A 15,291-nucleotide genomic window follows, 5' to 3' on the forward strand; every position below is an offset into this window, starting at 1 on the left:
GTCGGGGAGGCGTCAGAGATACCTCAGCAGCGGCCGGGCGTCGCACATCATGGCGAGACGGTCGGTGAACTCGCCGACGAAACGGTCCGCGTCCACGCCGAGGGCGACGTGGACGCGCGGCACGTCCGGCGTGACGAGCCCCACGGGGTCGCCGGTGGTGCGTCCGCGCACGCCGGTGAAGTCGCCGGTCGCCGTCTCGGCGCGCAGGGCGACGTCGAACGTGGAGACCAGCGTCGGGTCGAGGGCGACCGCCGCGGCCAGCGGGTCGTGCAACGGCATGCCGGCCGCGAAGAGCTTCGGATCGGCGTTGCGGTTCGCGGCGATGGAGAATCCGGCGATCCGCGCGAGGAACCGGCCGCGGTCGGTGCCGGCGTCGAGCCATCGGGCGACCGCGCGCCGCGGCAGCAGGCACTGGTGCGTCACGTCGAGGCCGACCATCGTCACGTCCGCGCCGGAATGGAACACGCGGTCCGCGGCCTCCGGATCCTGGATGATGTTCGTTTCGGCCACCGCGTCCCAGCAGTTGCCCGGCTGGGTGAGCGTGCCGCCCATCATCACGAGCCTGAGCCTCGGGGCGATGTCCGGCGCGCGTCGGATCGCCGCGTCCACGTCGGTGAGCGGTCCGGTGGAGAGCACCGTCACGCGGCGGCCGAACATGCGCACCGCGTCGATGAGGAAGTCGATGCCGTCCCCGTCCGCGTCCAGACCGGCGTAGGCCGTGGACGTGGGCCGGTGGGGGCAGCCGTACGATAATCCGGCGACGGGACGGGAGGCTGCCGGCGAGGCCGGAGCCGCCGGATTCGCATGCGGGTCGTCCGTCCGGTATCCGCCCACGGACACGATCGCGCCTTCCGGTACCGACGGGTCGGACGGGTCGGACGGTTCGGCCGCCGCCGCGCCGACGGTCCCGCCCAGCCCATCGGCCCCATGGAACTGCGCGCATCCCGCGTCGGGGATGAACGCGTCCGCCCATGAGGGATGCGTCGAGGAACGGAACACGGGGACGTCGTGCCCGCCGAACAGGTCGAGCACGATCCGCGTGTTCCGTTCGGCCGTGGCCACGTCCACGTTCCCGTAGCCGGCGAGCACGCCGAGCAGTTCGCATTCGCCCGCCGAGGCGAGCAGATACGCGAGCGCCATCGCGTCGTCGACGCCCGTGTCCACGCACGCGACGACGCGGGTCCTGCAGGCCGTATGGTCGATGTCCATATAATCGTCCCCTCCCATGATGGCTATGCCGACCAGTCTACCGAACGACAAAGCCCCCTCGTCAGAGGGGGCTGTAAGGGGAGCCGACTGGGGGAGAGCACGCCGTCGTATATACGCGGTCGACTACCCCTCAGTCCCGCTTCGCGGGCCAGCTCCCCTGACAAGGGGAGCCGTTACAGAGTCGGCGTTACTTGCCGAGGAACTCGTTGGTGGCGAAGTCCTTCGTGTTCGGGGCCTGGTGGATCACCTTGTCGTGGGAATCCGTGTAGGCGTCCTCCTGGGCGAGGAAGTCGAAGTACTTCTGCGGCTCGACGAAGTCGTTGGTGCCGAGCACGAAGGAGCCGTCCTTGATCTTGGCCGGGTCGCCCCAGTACTGGCCGTCGACGATGGTCTGCATGCTCTTGCGCACGAACTTCGTCTCGAGGTTCGCGTCCGGGGCCTCCTTGACGAGGATGTCCGCCGCGTCGTCCGGGTGGGAGTACGCGTACTCGTAGCCCTTCTGGGTGGCCTGCGTGAACTTCTTCACGAGGTCCGGGTTCTCCTTGATGGTCTTGTCGCTGGTGATCACGCCGATCGCGTCCGCGTTGCCGGGCACGCCGTAGTCGGGCTCGGTGAAGCAGTTGAGCTTCGGGCCGTACATGTCGGCCTGCACGCCCTCCCAGGTGGCGTAGAAGCCGCCGAAGTCGGCCTTGCCGGATTCGAGCGTCTTGAACGTGGAGGTGCCGACGGTCACCTTGTCGAACTCGCCCTTGCCGCCGTCGGTCTGGATCATGCGGCGCACCACCGCGTCGGACTCGTTGGAGCCGAACGTGGCGAACGTCTTGCCGTCCAGGTCCTTCGGGGACTTGATGGCGGTGTTCGAGGCGAGCGCGCACCAGATGGCGCTCGGCTTCTGCTGGACCTGCAGCACCTGCTTGAGGTGCGCGCCCTTGAGGTTGTACATGCCCACGTTGGTGAGGTTGGACAGCGCGAAGTCGGCGTTGCCGTTGTTCACGGCCTGCTCGGCGCCGGCCTGCGCGACGGCCACGATGTCCACGTCGAGGCCCTGGTCCTTGAACCAACCCTTGTTCTTGGCCACGTAGACGCCGATGTGGTTCGTGTCCGGTGCCCAGGACAGCATGAACGTGACCTTCTTGAGGCCGTCGGTGGAGGAGGAGTCGTTGCTCTGGCCGCACGCGGCGACGCCGATCGTCATGGCGATCGCGCCCACGAGGGCGATGGCCTTGGTCACAAGGCTGTGCTTCATGATGAATCCCTAGTTCGTTGTCTCTCAACCGTTCTCTGGGTGTCGCTCCGGACGGACGATCGGCAGAGAACGGCATGGAGGGCCTGACAGTCCGCCCGACCGGCGCCCCGGCCGCCCTCCCATGCGAAGCGAAAAGGGGAGAGGGGGCCGTTTGCCACACGCCGGACAAGCGCTTGCCATTATAGAGGGGAGGGTAGAGGGGTGATGGCGGCGATGCCGGGGCCAGTTCGCGGCAGGGTACCCCCTCAGTCAGGCGGGGCCTGACAGCTCCCCCTGGAAGGGGGAGCAGCGGGGGGAACGAGGCGTATGGGGAGCGTCACTGGTCCGCGTCGGGATCGGCGTCGTCGCCGACCGGGCCGAGCAGCAGGCGCTCGCTCAGGTTCACGGCGATGAGCAGCAGGCAGGTCATCGCGATGATCGTGAACGTGGCGGAGAAGATGAGCGGCGTGCGGAACGAGTTGTACGCGGCCTGCAGCCAGATGCCGAGGCCCTTGCGCGCGCCCAGGTATTCGGCGGTGGAGGCGGTGGCGAAGATGTATGCGGCGGTCACACGGATGCCGCCGTAGATCTGGCGGGCCGCGACGCGGAGCTTCACGTGCCACAGGGTCCACCAGCGGGTCGCCCCGCAGGTCAGGGCCACGTCCGAATAGAATTCGGGCACCGCCTCGAGCCCGCGCACGGTCTGCACGGCCACCGGGAAGAGACCGAACACGGCGGTGATGACGATCTTGCCGGACGTCTCGAAGCCGAACCAGATGAGGAACAGCGGCGCGATGGAGATGAGCGGCATGGTCTGCGCGGCGGCGAGCAGCGGGTAGAACGCGGCGTTGAACACGCGCGAGCAGTACAGTCCGATGCCGACGAGCACGCCCAGCAGCACGGCGAACAGGAATCCGACGACGCCCTCGTATGTGGTCACGGCCGCCGCCGGTCCGAGCGTCGGCCATACCTCGATCGTCGCCTGGAGAATCTCGCTCGGCGCGGGGATCATCGTGGAGGGCACGTGGCCGATGCGCACCCACGCCTCCCAGACGCCGAACAGCGCGACCACGGCGATGATGGTGGGGATGCGGCGCGAGACCGCCGCGATGACGCGCGTCCACGCGGACGGTTCCGTCGGTCCCGCGTGCGGGGTCGTGTGCGTCGTTCCTGTCATGAGGGTCACCTTGCTTCCTTCTCGCGGCCGGGACGTGGGACAGTAAGGTGAGGAGCCTGCGCGTCGTCCGGTCGCATCGTGTCGTTCGCGCGCCGCCGTTCCCGGCCGGCGCGCGTCTGCCGCACACAGTATAGGCCGTGACGGGGCCGTCCGCGGACCGTCGCCGCCGCGCCGCCGCGCGCGGGGCGGCGACGGCCTCGACGGCGCCTCGGCGACGCTCTTGTGGTATGATGGGACGCAATCGGGATGTTTGCGCAAACATTCCGGGCGTCGGGTGAAGGAGCCGACGCGGACGCCGGAACCGGTGGAACGGCCCACATGCGAAGACGCGGTGCCGCATCGATGGCGACGGCGGAACGACAAGGCAAGGAGAATCAATGAAATCACTGGGAAGGTCGCTCGCGGCGCTGGTAGCCGCGGCGACGCTCACGACGGGCGGCGCGTTCGCGGCCGTCGGCACGGCGAACGCCGCCGACGCCGGCGCCACGGCCGTCACCGTGACGCCGAACCCGTGGTACGCCAACGAGTTCGACGGCTGGGGGACCTCGCTCGCATGGTTCGCGAACGCGACCGGCAGCCTCGGCGAGGAATCGTCCATCACCACCAACCTCGGCGACGAGGCGTCCAAGCAGAAGGCCGTCGCATACGGCAAGCAGCTGCGCGAGCAGTTCTACCAGTCCATCTTCGGCTCGGACGGCCTCGACCTCAACATGGCCCGCTACAACGTGGGCGGCGGCAACGCCTCCGACGTGGCGTACGGCTACCCGTTCATGCGCCAGGGCGCCGCCGTGCCCGGCACGTGGAAGGACGACGCCGACGGCTCCAAGAACGTCTACGGCGGCGTCACCACGAAGCAGGCCGACAAGGACAAGCTCGCCGCCGCGTTCGACCCGACCGACGACAGCCAGTACGACTTCAGCAAGTCCGCCGCCCAGGACTGGTGGATCAAGCGCGGCGCCGAAGGCACGAACGGCAAGGCCGACATCACCGACATCGAGGCGTTCGCCAACTCCGCCCCGTGGTTCCTCACCAGCAGCGGCTACGCGACCGGCGGATACAACTCCGGCTCCAACAACCTCAAGGACCCGCAGAAGTTCGCCCAGTACATGGCCAAGAACGTCGAGCACCTGGAAAGCCTCGGCGCGAACGTGAACGTCGACACCGTCGAGCCGTTCAACGAGTCCGAGACCAACTATTGGGGCACCCCGTCCCAGAAGGCCTCCGACTACGACGGCAAGGGCGACTCCAACGAGAACCTCATCAACAACTACTGGAGCAAGTACTACTCCGACAAGGACAAGACCGTCACGCCGTACTCCAACGCGCTGAAGAAGCCGCAGGAGGGCATGCACGTCAACAACGCCGAGCAGCAGGCCACCATCAAGGCCCTGTCCGAGGCGCTCAAGGGCAACGCGGACACGATCATCTCCGCCACCGACGCCACCAACTCCGCCGACTTCGTCAAGTCGTACAACGCCTACCCGCAGGAGGTCAAGGACCTCGTCGGCCAGTACAACGTGCACGCCTACTCCACCGGCAGCCAGATGCTCGCCCGCGACATCGCGCAGGCCGACGGCAAGAAGCTCTCGATGAGCGAGGTGGACGGCTCCTGGCAGTCCGGCTCGTACAACCCGTACGGCTTCGACAACGCGCTCGGCATGATGAGCTACATCAGCTCCAACGTGCCCCGCCTGCAGTCCAAGGACTTCACGTTCTGGCAGGTCGTCGAGGACCTCTACAACATGCAGATGGGTTCGAACGTCAACCCGGCCGGCGAGAACACCAACTGGGGCACCGTGCTCATCGACTTCGACTGCACCGTGGCCGGCAAGGACGGCAAGCTGTACTCGGAGCGCCGCGTCAACAACAACGGCGGCACGACCGACGGCCTCGCCCCGTGCACCGTCATCGCGAACGCGAAGTACAACGGCGTCAAGGCCATCACCCGCTTCATCCACGCCGGCGACAAGGTCATCGCCAACAACGACACCGACAACACGATGACCGCCACCTCCGCCGACGGCGCGACCCAGACGATCGTGCACCGCAACTCCGGCACCAACGCCCAGACGTTCGTCATCGACCTGTCCAAGTACGGCCAGATCGCCGACGACGCGTCCGGCGACCTCTACCTGACGACCGAGACCGCCCAGTCCGACAAGGACAAGGGCGTCGACTCCGCCACCCCCGAGGTGTTCGCCAAGACCAGCAACGTCAAGCAGGCCGCGGGCTCCGTCGTGATCGACAAGGCCGCGAAGACCGCCACCGTGACGGTCCCCGCCCGCTCGATCGCCTCCATCCAGTTGAAGGGCGTCACCGGCCACTCCGACTCCGCCGTCGCCGCCGCGACCGGCCGCACGTACCAGCTCGTCGGCAAGCAGTCCGGCAAGGCCGTCGCCGAGGTCGCCAAGGACGACTCCGCGCTCTCCCTCGCCGACGTGGCCTCCACCGCCGCCGACGCGAAGAAGCAGACCTGGACGTTCACCCAGATCGACCAGTCCGGCACCGAGCGCCCCGACCTCAAGGCGTACGTGATCACCGACGCCGACGGCAAGGTGCTCGTCTCCAAGGACGGCACCAACGCCCTGTCCGACGAATCCGTCGAACAGGCGAAGACCGACCCGGCCGCCAAGTGGATCCTCAACACCGGCGACGGGTCCGGCTACCAGCTGCTCAACGCCGCCGCCAAGCGGAACCTCGACGTGAACGGCTCGGGCACCGCCGCCGGCACAAAGGTCGGCCTGTGGACCTCCTCCACCGCGAACACGCCCGCGAACAACCAGACGTGGACGCTGCGCGACGTCACCCCGACCGGCGCCAAGGCCGTGAACGTGCAGACCGCCGTGAACGCGGCCGCCGCGCTGCCGAAGACCGTCACCCTCTACTACACGTGGGGCGAGGGCAAGGCCGACGTCACCGCCGCCGGCTGGGACGTCTCCAAGGTGGACGTCACCAAGGAAGGCACCTATGAGGCGACCGCCGTCGCCAAGGACGTCTACGGCAACGAGTTCCCGGTCACCGCGACCGTGACCGTCGGCGCGTTCACCGCGACCGACCCGGCGTCCGTCACCGTCGCCGCCGGCTCCACCGTCGACGACGTCAAGGCCGCCGCCCCCGCCACCGCCGACGCGCATGTGCGCGCCTCCGGAGCGTTCGCGCGCGACGTGACGTGGGACTGGTCCGCTCTTTCCGATGACAAGCTCGCCTCGACCGGCACCGTGACCATCAAGGGCACCGTCGACGACGGCAGCGGCACCGGCGCGACCATCCCCGCCACGCTCACCGTGTACGTGACCAAGGGCGAGACCGTCAACGGCGAGAACCTCGCCAAGACGTTCTGCGCCAACGCGCAGGCCTCCTCCACCGAAGGCTCGAACGTCATCGGCAACACCTGCGACGGCGCGACCGACGGCAAGGCGTGGTCGAACTGGAAGAGCGAATCCTCCGCCGACGACAAGGACCCGTGGGTGAGCTACACGTTCGACAAGGCGCGCACGCTCCACTCGCTCGACTTCGTCTCGTTCGGCGAAGCCACCCCGAAGTCGTTCGCCGTGCAGGTCCTCGACGCGGACGGCACGACCTGGAAGGACTCCGGCGTCACCGCCGAAACCGGCCCGCGCATCAACCAGGGCGACGTGACCACCGTCTCGCTCGACAAGCTGCCCGCCACCAGGGGCGTGCGCCTGAAGCTCACCTACGCGGACAACGCGAACTACTACGCGAAGATCTCCGAGGTGCGCATCTACGAGGCGAAGCAGGTCGCGGCCCCCGCCGCCGACGCGACGCTCGGCGACCTGCGTCTCGACGGCGCGACCGTCAGCGGCTTCGACCCGGCCAAGACCGACTACACGGTCGCGCTGCCGATCGACGCCGAAGCGAACCCGGTCCTGCAGGCCTACGCCAAGGACAACGCGGCCACCGTCAAGGTGACCGGCGACGCGGTCAAGACCGGCGCGCTCGGCGGCAAGGCCGAGATCGCCGTGACCTCCGCCGACGGCTCGAAGACGACCACCTACACGGTCACGTTCGACGCGGCCACGCTCGCCTCGCTCGACGTGACCGCCCCGACGAAGACCGACTACACGGTCGGCGACAAGCTCGACCTCGCCGGACTCAAGGTCGCCGCCGTCTACCAGCGCGACGGCAAGACGGAACGCAAGGCGCTCGCCGACGGCGAGTACACCGTCTCCGGCTTCGATTCCGCCACCGCCGGCGAGAAGACCGTCACCGTCTCCTACCGCGGCGTGTCCGCCACGTTCACGGTGACCGTGAAGGCCGCGTCCGTCACGCCCGGTCCGGAGCAGCAGCCCGCGCCGGGCAACGGCGCGGCCGGCGGCAACGGCCAGACGACGGCCAAGCCGAACAAGGGACTGTCCGCGACCGGCTCCTCGGTGGCCGGCGTGGTCGGCGTCGTCGCGCTGCTCGTCGCGGCGGCCGGCGTGCTGGTCATCACGCGCAGGCGCCGGCAGTAGCCGGTAGCCCGGCCGCCGGTCCGCCGGCGGCATGATGATCGAGGCCGCCGCTCCGATTGCGTTCGGGGCGGCGGCCTTCACCAAAGAAGGAAACAGAAGGAAATTCAAGGAGGAATACATGCAACGAGGAACACGGTTCATCGGTGCGATAGCGGCGGCGACGCTGCTGTGCACGTCGATGACGATTCCCGCCAACGCCGAGGAGGGCACGGACGCATCCACGCCGTCCACCGGCGACCTGTCCAGCCTGATCGGCGGCGACGCGGCGAAGTCCGCGCAATCCACGACGGACGCCGACGGCGCGCAGGACGGCACGCAACAGGCGAAGAAGGCGCTCGACGCGTCGGCCGACATCGCCGACAAACTGGCGACGGACGGAATCGCCAAGAGCGACGCGACCGACGCGACGGACGGCGGCGACGCGGCCGCGCCCACGGCGCAGGCCGACGCGCCGACGACGGACAAGACCACGCTGAAGACGTTGCTCGGCAAGACCACCGAAAAGGATCTGAAGCCGCTCGCCTCCGGCTACCGTTCGGACGACTCCGGAACCGCCCCCTACGACACGTGGAAGGCGAACCCGGACGACCTCAAGGCGCTGAACGAGGCGCGCGACGCCGCGCAGAATGTCGTCGACGACGCGAACGCCACCGCCGACGACGTGACCAAGGCCGCCGACACGTTGCAGACGGCGTTCAAGGCCGTCCGCTTCATCTACCACTACACGGGCATCACCGGCACCAACGGCGCCCGCATGTTCGACGATAAGGGCGACCTGATCCAGGCGCACGGCGCCGGCATCGTCAAGGCGAAGACCTCGACGCTCGCCAAGGAGGACCAGAAGCTCGACGCCAACGGCGACGGCTACGTGTACATCTGGTGCGGCGAGGACAAGACCGACCGTCTCGTCGCCCACGGCGTGCGCATCTACTACTCCGACGACCTGCTCAACTGGACGGACAAGGGGCTCGGCTTCCAGACCTACCTCGGCGACGCCGACCTCAAGAACAAGCTCGCCGGCGGCGACAAGGTGTACCAGAAGTACTACAACGTCGAGAACATCGCCAAGGACCCGGACTACACGAACATCTACGGCAAGGACTTCAGCACCTTCGCGAACGACGCCTCCAACTACAACATCTCCAGCCCGCAGGAGGCCCTCGACAAGCTGCTGTGGGATCTGAAGGCGCTCTACGGCGACGGCTCCAACCCGACGAAGACCAGCTGCGTGTTCGAACGCCCGAAGATGGCGTACAACGCCTCCACCAAGCGCTGGGTGATCTGGTTCCACGCCGACGGCCCCAAGTACGGCAACGAGGACACCGCCACCTACTCGAAGGCCAAGGCGGGCGTCGCCGTGAGCACCACGTCGAACCCGGCCGGCCCGTACAAGTACCTCGGCTCGTTCCGCATGAGCCCCGGCAACAACACGTCGAACCCCGGCATGGCCCGCGACATGAACCTGTACATCGACCAGGGCAAGGACGAGAACAACGACGGCGTCGACGACGCGTACCTGATCTACGCGAGCAACGAGAACCGCGACCTGACGATCTCCCTGCTCGACTCCACGTACACCAAGCTCGCCAAGCCCGTCGCCGAGCAGAAGCAGGGCACCTCCGTCAAGGACGGCGACACGTATGCGATCATCGCCACCAACTCGAAGGAGTCGCCGGCACCCGTCAAGTGGAAGGGCCACTACTACTTCATCTACTCGCACACCACCGGCTGGGCGCCGAACGAGAACGAGTACACGAAGAGCGAGGGCGACAACATCATGGGCCCGTACCATGAGATCGGCACCCCGTTCGTGGACGGCGACGGCTACGAGCAGAGCCACACCAACTCGTTCTACACGCAGTCCAGCTCCATCATCCCCGTGGACGAGAAGAAGGGCCTGTTCATCTACTGGGGCGACCGCTGGTTCAACCCGGACACCGGCAACGACATCAGCCAGTCGCGCTACGTGATGACGCCGATGCAGATGGTCAACGGCACGATGCGCGTCCTGCCGTACGCCGACTGGACGCTCGACCAGTTGAACAAGTACGAGGCCGTCGACGTGGTCACCAAGCTGCCCGCCACCGCCACCTCGGTCAGCGGACTGCTCAAGTCGCTGCCCACCAAGCTGGAGATCCAGCGCGGCGGCGAGAACGGCACCATCACCACGCCCGTCACGTGGGACACGTACTTCGGCGAGGACCAGCCCTCCGGCGACGTCACCATCACCGGCAGACTGCCTGAGCTCAACGACGTCGAAGTGTCGTTCACCGCGACGATCTACCCGAAGAACACGTACCTGTACATCGACGCCGGATCGAACCCGGACAACGAGTCCGACTACTTCAAGGCGCTTCAGGCCGCGTCCGAGGGCATCGCCTCCCGCCAGAAGCACAGCGACCAGGCCTATGACGCCACCTCCGGCTGGGGCCGCGTGAGCACGCTCGGCGCCGACGGCGACGCGCAGGTCTACGGCACCGACTCCAACGACGCCTACGAGACCGGCCTCTACGCGAACAAGGGCAAGTCGATCGTCTACCAGGCCGATCTCAAGCCCGGCGTGTACACCGTGCAGGCCGGCATGAAGGACTGGTGGGCGCAGTGGAACGACCGCACCGTCAAGTTCTCCGTCACCAATGGCGACACCGAGCTCGGCTCCGCGTCGGTGAACCTGAAGAACGGCCAGAAGGCCACGGACGCGATCACGTTCACGCTCGACAAGGCCGCGTCGATCCGCTTCACCGCATCCAACGCGGGCACGGACCTCGACCCGGTGCTCAGCTGGATCAGCGTGTCCAAGGCCGACGCCGACGACATCCAGTCCGTCAAGCCGGTCGACGGCACCGTCGCCTTCCTCGACGGCGCGACGCCGAAGCTGCCCAAGCAGGTGACGGTCGTCACCGTGGGCGGCAAGGAGGAGTCGCGTGACGTCACGTGGCTGACCGACTCCGCCGCCAAGGCGAAGTACTACGCGCCGACCACGGTGCGCGGCGCGGTCGACGGCACGACGCTGCCCGCCACCGCCACCGTGCAGCGCGTCGAGAAGAACCTCGAATACTTCGTCGACGTGAACGGCGGCGACTCCTCCGCCACGTACGAGTCGGCGAAGAAGCTCACCGAAGGCGGTTTGGCCAATGCGAAGGCCGACCAGGCGTTCGACGAGGCTACGGGCTGGGGCAACGCGTCCGCCAACTACGGCGCGCAGAGCGCCGGCGACGCCGACCCGTACGCCTCCGGCATCTATGCGGGCGCGAACGGCACGGCGGACACGCTGAGCTACAAGCTCACGCTCGCCCCCGGCACGCACACCGTCTCCTTCGGCATGCACGACTGGTGGAACCAGACGCGCCCGACGACCGTCACCTACACCTATGACGGTCTCGACGGCGCGCAGGAGCTCGCTTCCGCGTCCGTCAACAGCGGGAACGTCATCGCCTCCGGCGAGGTGACGATTCCCGAGGGCGAGGCCAAGGTCGTCACGTTCACGCTGTCGTCCGCGACCGGCACCGGCCCGGTGCTCAGCTGGGTCTCCGCCGCCAAGGTCGTCAAGAACGACGGCGGTTCCGGCGACAACGGCGGGAACAACAACGGTGGTGACAACAACGGTGGTTCCGACAACAACGGCGGCAACGCCGGTGACAACGGGAACGGTTCCGGCAATGGTTCCGGCAACGGCTCCGCCGACGGGAACAAGCCCGGCGCCGGCAAGCCCTCCGCGAAGCCGAACGGCGGCAACGCCGGCAGGCTGACCGCGACCGGCGCCTCCGTGGCCGCCGTGGCGGGCGTCGCCGCACTGCTGGCGCTCGCCGCCGCGATGACCGTCATCAAGCGCCGCGACTGATAGCGCATCATCGCAAATAAACGGAAGGCCGTCGTCCCGAACATTCGGGACGACGGCCTTCCGTCATGTTATGTGGTCTTTCTGGTCTCTTTGGCCCCCTCTGACGAGGGGGCTGTCGGCCGAAGGCTGACTGGGGGAGAGACTACCAAGACCAAAAGTGACCTCACTCCAGTCCGATGGACTTCATGTGATGAACCTTCAGCGACGTGACCTTGAGCGAGCCGGATTCCGCGGAGAGGCGGATCGCGCGCGGGCCCTCGGAGGCGTAGGAGTAGGAGCTGAGCACCTGGTGGCCGCCGTTGACGTACACCTCGACGGAGCCGCGGTCCACGAACACGCGCAGGTCCAGCGTGCCGGCGGCGAGCTCGGCCTCGGTGAGCGGGGCGGCGCGGTAGCCGCGGTCACCGTGCTTCATGGCCTGACGGTCCACGACCACGCGACCGATCTGGTCGTCGTAGGCGACGTACGTGTAGCCGCCGTCCTCGGTGGCGTGGACCTTGAGGCCGGCGCGCTCGGCGGTGGAGTGCGCGAGGTCGATGGTCATCTCGATCTCGACCGCTTCGGCGTCGTCGCAGATCGTCTTCTCGCCGTCGATGTCGAGCGTGATCTCGCCGTGGTCGAAGGTGTCGGCGCGCAGGCCCTCCATCTCCTTGACCGGGGCGGTGACGACGTCGCCGTCATCGCCGAGCGTGATCTCGCGCGGCAGGGTGAGGTGGCCGCACCAGCCGTCCTCCTGCATCGGGACCGGGTCGACGAACGGGCTCAGCCAGCCGTAGACGATCTGGCGGCCGTCGCCGTCGTGCTCCGGGCCGTCCACGTGGAACGACTGCGGCGCGTAGTAGTTGTGGCCGCAATCCCACAGGCGGAACTCGGTCTCCGGCTTGAACTCGCCGCCCGGCTCCCAGGTGCCGATCATGTAGCCGGCGTTGTTGACGTTGCGGTTCATGAAGCCCTTCGGCTTCGAGCCCATGGCGGAGAAGCCGATGACCCACTTCTCGTTGCCGTCCTTGTCCTTGATGGGGAAGAAGTCGGGGCATTCGAGCATGAACACGTCCGGGTCCGGGTGCTGGAAGAGCACGCGCTCGTAGGTCCAGCGCACCATGTCGTCGGAGGAGAACAGCCACATCTGGCCGCGCTTCTCCTTGGAGGAGACGCCGAAGGTCATGTACCACGTGTCGCCGGTCTTCCACACCTTCGGATCGCGGTAGTGGTGGTCGACCTGGTCGGTCGGGCAGTCGATGATCATGCCCTGCTTGGTGGCGGAGGTGAGTTCGTCGTTGTCCGGGGTGGCGAGCATCTGGACCTGCCAGTCGCCGCCGGTGTTGTCGTGGCCGTTGGCCCAGCGGTGGCCGGTGTAGTAGAAGCGCAGTGCGCCGTCGTCGCCGATGACGGCGGAGCCGGAGAACACGCCGTCCTTCTCCTGCTCGAGCGAGGGGGCGAACATGATCGGCTCTCGCTTCCAGGTGAGCATGTCGGCGGAGGAGACGTGGCCCCAGTGCATCGGGCCCCACTGGGTGCCGTACGGGTGCAGCTGGTAGAAGACGTGCCAGCGGCCCTTGTAGTAGCACAGTCCGTTCGGGTCGTTGATCCAGCCGCCGTTGGAGGCGATGTGGAACTTCGGGTACCAGCGGTCGTTGCGCTTGGCGGCGAGGGCGGCGACGCCGGCCTCGGCCTTGGCGAGCTCCTCGGCGTGGTCGCGGATGGGGGTGAGGACCGGGTTGGCGGGGGTGAAATCGGTCATGGCACTTCCTTGTGTGATGTGGGTGGGGTGGGTGGATTGGGTGGATTTGATGGGAGTCGGTTGGGGTGGGGCGGTTTCAAGTGTAAGGTGCGGCGGTCGCAACGGGGAAAAAGGGGAAAGCCGTTGCGACCGCCACAGGTGTTGGTTGGAGGGTTGGTCGGGGGAGAGGCGTCGGATCAGGCCTTGGCGGCTTCCATCTGACGCAGCTGCTTGTCGGTGTAGAACGGGTCGCCGCCGACGTCCTGGTCGTCCTTCTTGATGACGAAGATGCCGTAGATCAGGGCCGCGAGCACGATCGCCGAGATGGTGAAGAAGGTCGGACGGTCGCCCATCTGGTCATGCAGCATGCCGAGCGGCGTGGAGAAGATGACCTGGCCGACCTGCGAGGCGATCTGGAAGCCGACCATGTACAGCGTGGCGGACAGCTTCGTGTCGAAGTGCAGGGTGAAGTAGCGGAACGCCGGCAGGCAGAACAGCGGGACCTCGATGGAGTGGAACAGCTTGACGATGGAGACGGAGATCGGATCGTGGAACACGCCGCACAGGCCGATGCGCAGGAACATGACGGTGGCGCCGAGCAGCAGGGCGTTGCGCACGCCGATCTTCTTCATGATGATCGGGACGACGCCCATCATCGCGGACTCGAGGAAGACCTGGAAGCCGTTGAGCGTGCCGTAGGTGGCGTTGCCGATTTCCATGGTCGGGAACAGGGAGGCGTAGTAGGTCGGGAACATCTGCTGGTCGAACACGGTGTAGAAGGTGTTGGTGAGCAGCATGAAGACGATGAGCACCCACAGGGTCGGCATCTTGAGGACGGAGACCATCTCCTTGAAGGAGGGGTTGGTCGGGGCCGCGTTCGGATCGGCCTCCTTCTTGAGCTCGTCCTTCTGCTCGGCCGGGATCCAGAAGGCGTAGACGAGCAGCATGCCGAGGCCGAAGGCGGAGCCGACCCAGAAGTTGATCAGCGGGTTGATGTTGAACAGGAAGCCGGCGCACAGGGCGACGATGGCGTAGCCGAAGGAGCCCCAGGCGCGGGACTGGCCGTACTCGAAGCCGAAGTGGCGGGAGTAGCGCTCGGTGATGGCCTCGAACAGGGAGCAGCCGGACATGAAGCCCGCGGAGAGCACGACGGAGCCGATGAGGGCGCCGATGAAGCGGGTGGTGCCGCCGGCGTTGAGCATCGGGGCGTAACGAACTGGACGAACGGTCCGACGAGCATGGCGATGAAGGACACGAAGATGACGAGCTTGCGCTTGATGCCGAGCTGGTCCTGGATGACGCCGTAGACGAACATGATGATCAGCGTGGCCAGCGAGTTGATCGAGTAGATCTGGCCCTGCTCGGCAGCGGTCATGCCGACGCCGTCGATGAGGTACCTGGAGAAGAAGGACCACCAGATGCCCCAGGAGCAGAAGAACATGAAGATGCCGAAGGAGCTCTGCAGGTAGGAGGGGTTCCTCCACGGAGACTTCTTTGCCGTGTTTGCCATTTGTTGTATTCCCTTGTCTCTCGCGTCCGCTGCGACGCGGGCGCTTCCTTCCATATGGCTTTGTGGTTGTGGGCCGGGCCTTCGTGGTCTCGGCGGGGTTCCTCCCGCGGCTGCCGCGCCGTGGTGGGGAATCGTGT

6 protein-coding genes and 1 pseudogene are annotated in these 15,291 nt (G+C 67.1%); 2 read left to right on the forward strand and 5 right to left on the reverse strand.

Annotation, left to right across the window (positions count from 1 at the left end; translation table 11 throughout):
- Positions 1–12: 12 nt before the first annotated feature.
- From AC1AYD_RS03905 to AC1AYD_RS03915, 3 genes are all read right to left on the reverse strand, one after another.
- Complete coding sequence (locus AC1AYD_RS03905; RefSeq protein ID WP_476544687.1) at positions 13–1,209, reverse strand: nucleoside hydrolase; 1,197 nt, start codon at positions 1,207–1,209, stop codon at positions 13–15.
- A gap of 187 nt (positions 1,210–1,396) precedes the next feature.
- On the reverse strand, positions 1,397–2,455 hold the full coding sequence (locus AC1AYD_RS03910) for an ABC transporter substrate-binding protein (protein ID WP_476531606.1): 1,059 nt from the start codon (positions 2,453–2,455) through the stop codon (positions 1,397–1,399).
- Between the two features lie 316 nt (positions 2,456–2,771).
- Complete coding sequence (locus tag AC1AYD_RS03915; protein WP_476502601.1) at positions 2,772–3,611, reverse strand: ABC transporter permease; 840 nt, start codon at positions 3,609–3,611, stop codon at positions 2,772–2,774.
- A 377-nt stretch (positions 3,612–3,988) separates the two neighbouring features.
- Here AC1AYD_RS03915 and AC1AYD_RS03920 point away from each other — a divergent pair, with 377 nt between their 5' ends.
- On the forward strand, positions 3,989–8,083 hold the full coding sequence (locus AC1AYD_RS03920; RefSeq protein ID WP_476544688.1) for a bacterial Ig-like domain-containing protein: 4,095 nt from the start codon (positions 3,989–3,991) through the stop codon (positions 8,081–8,083).
- A 118-nt stretch (positions 8,084–8,201) separates the two neighbouring features.
- Positions 8,202–11,924, forward strand: a complete 3,723-nt coding sequence (locus AC1AYD_RS03925) for a glycoside hydrolase family protein (RefSeq protein WP_476502603.1) — start codon at positions 8,202–8,204, stop codon at positions 11,922–11,924.
- Between the two features lie 163 nt (positions 11,925–12,087).
- On the opposite strand, the gene AC1AYD_RS03930 is transcribed toward AC1AYD_RS03925, so the two are convergent.
- Positions 12,088–13,665 (reverse strand): glycoside hydrolase family 32 protein, encoded by a 1,578-nt coding sequence (locus AC1AYD_RS03930; protein ID WP_476502604.1) that lies wholly within the window; start codon positions 13,663–13,665, stop codon positions 12,088–12,090.
- A gap of 176 nt (positions 13,666–13,841) precedes the next feature.
- Positions 13,842–15,208, reverse strand: a pseudogene (locus AC1AYD_RS03935) (oligosaccharide MFS transporter).
- Positions 15,209–15,291 lie beyond the last annotated feature (83 nt).

It is taken from the genome of Bifidobacterium sp. LH_426, from assembly GCF_056356875.1.

Coding starts and splice junctions, on each gene's coding strand:
- AC1AYD_RS03930 (WP_476502604.1), bottom strand. CDS start 13,665: ATGACCGATTTCACCCCCGCCAACCCGGTCCTCACCCCCATCCGCGAC.
- AC1AYD_RS03920 (WP_476544688.1), top strand. CDS start 3,989: ATGAAATCACTGGGAAGGTCGCTCGCGGCGCTGGTAGCCGCGGCGACG.
- AC1AYD_RS03910 (WP_476531606.1), bottom strand. CDS start 2,455: ATGAAGCACAGCCTTGTGACCAAGGCCATCGCCCTCGTGGGCGCGATC.
- AC1AYD_RS03925 (WP_476502603.1), top strand. CDS start 8,202: ATGCAACGAGGAACACGGTTCATCGGTGCGATAGCGGCGGCGACGCTG.
- AC1AYD_RS03905 (WP_476544687.1), bottom strand. CDS start 1,209: ATGGACATCGACCATACGGCCTGCAGGACCCGCGTCGTCGCGTGCGTG.
- AC1AYD_RS03915 (WP_476502601.1), bottom strand. CDS start 3,611: ATGACAGGAACGACGCACACGACCCCGCACGCGGGACCGACGGAACCG.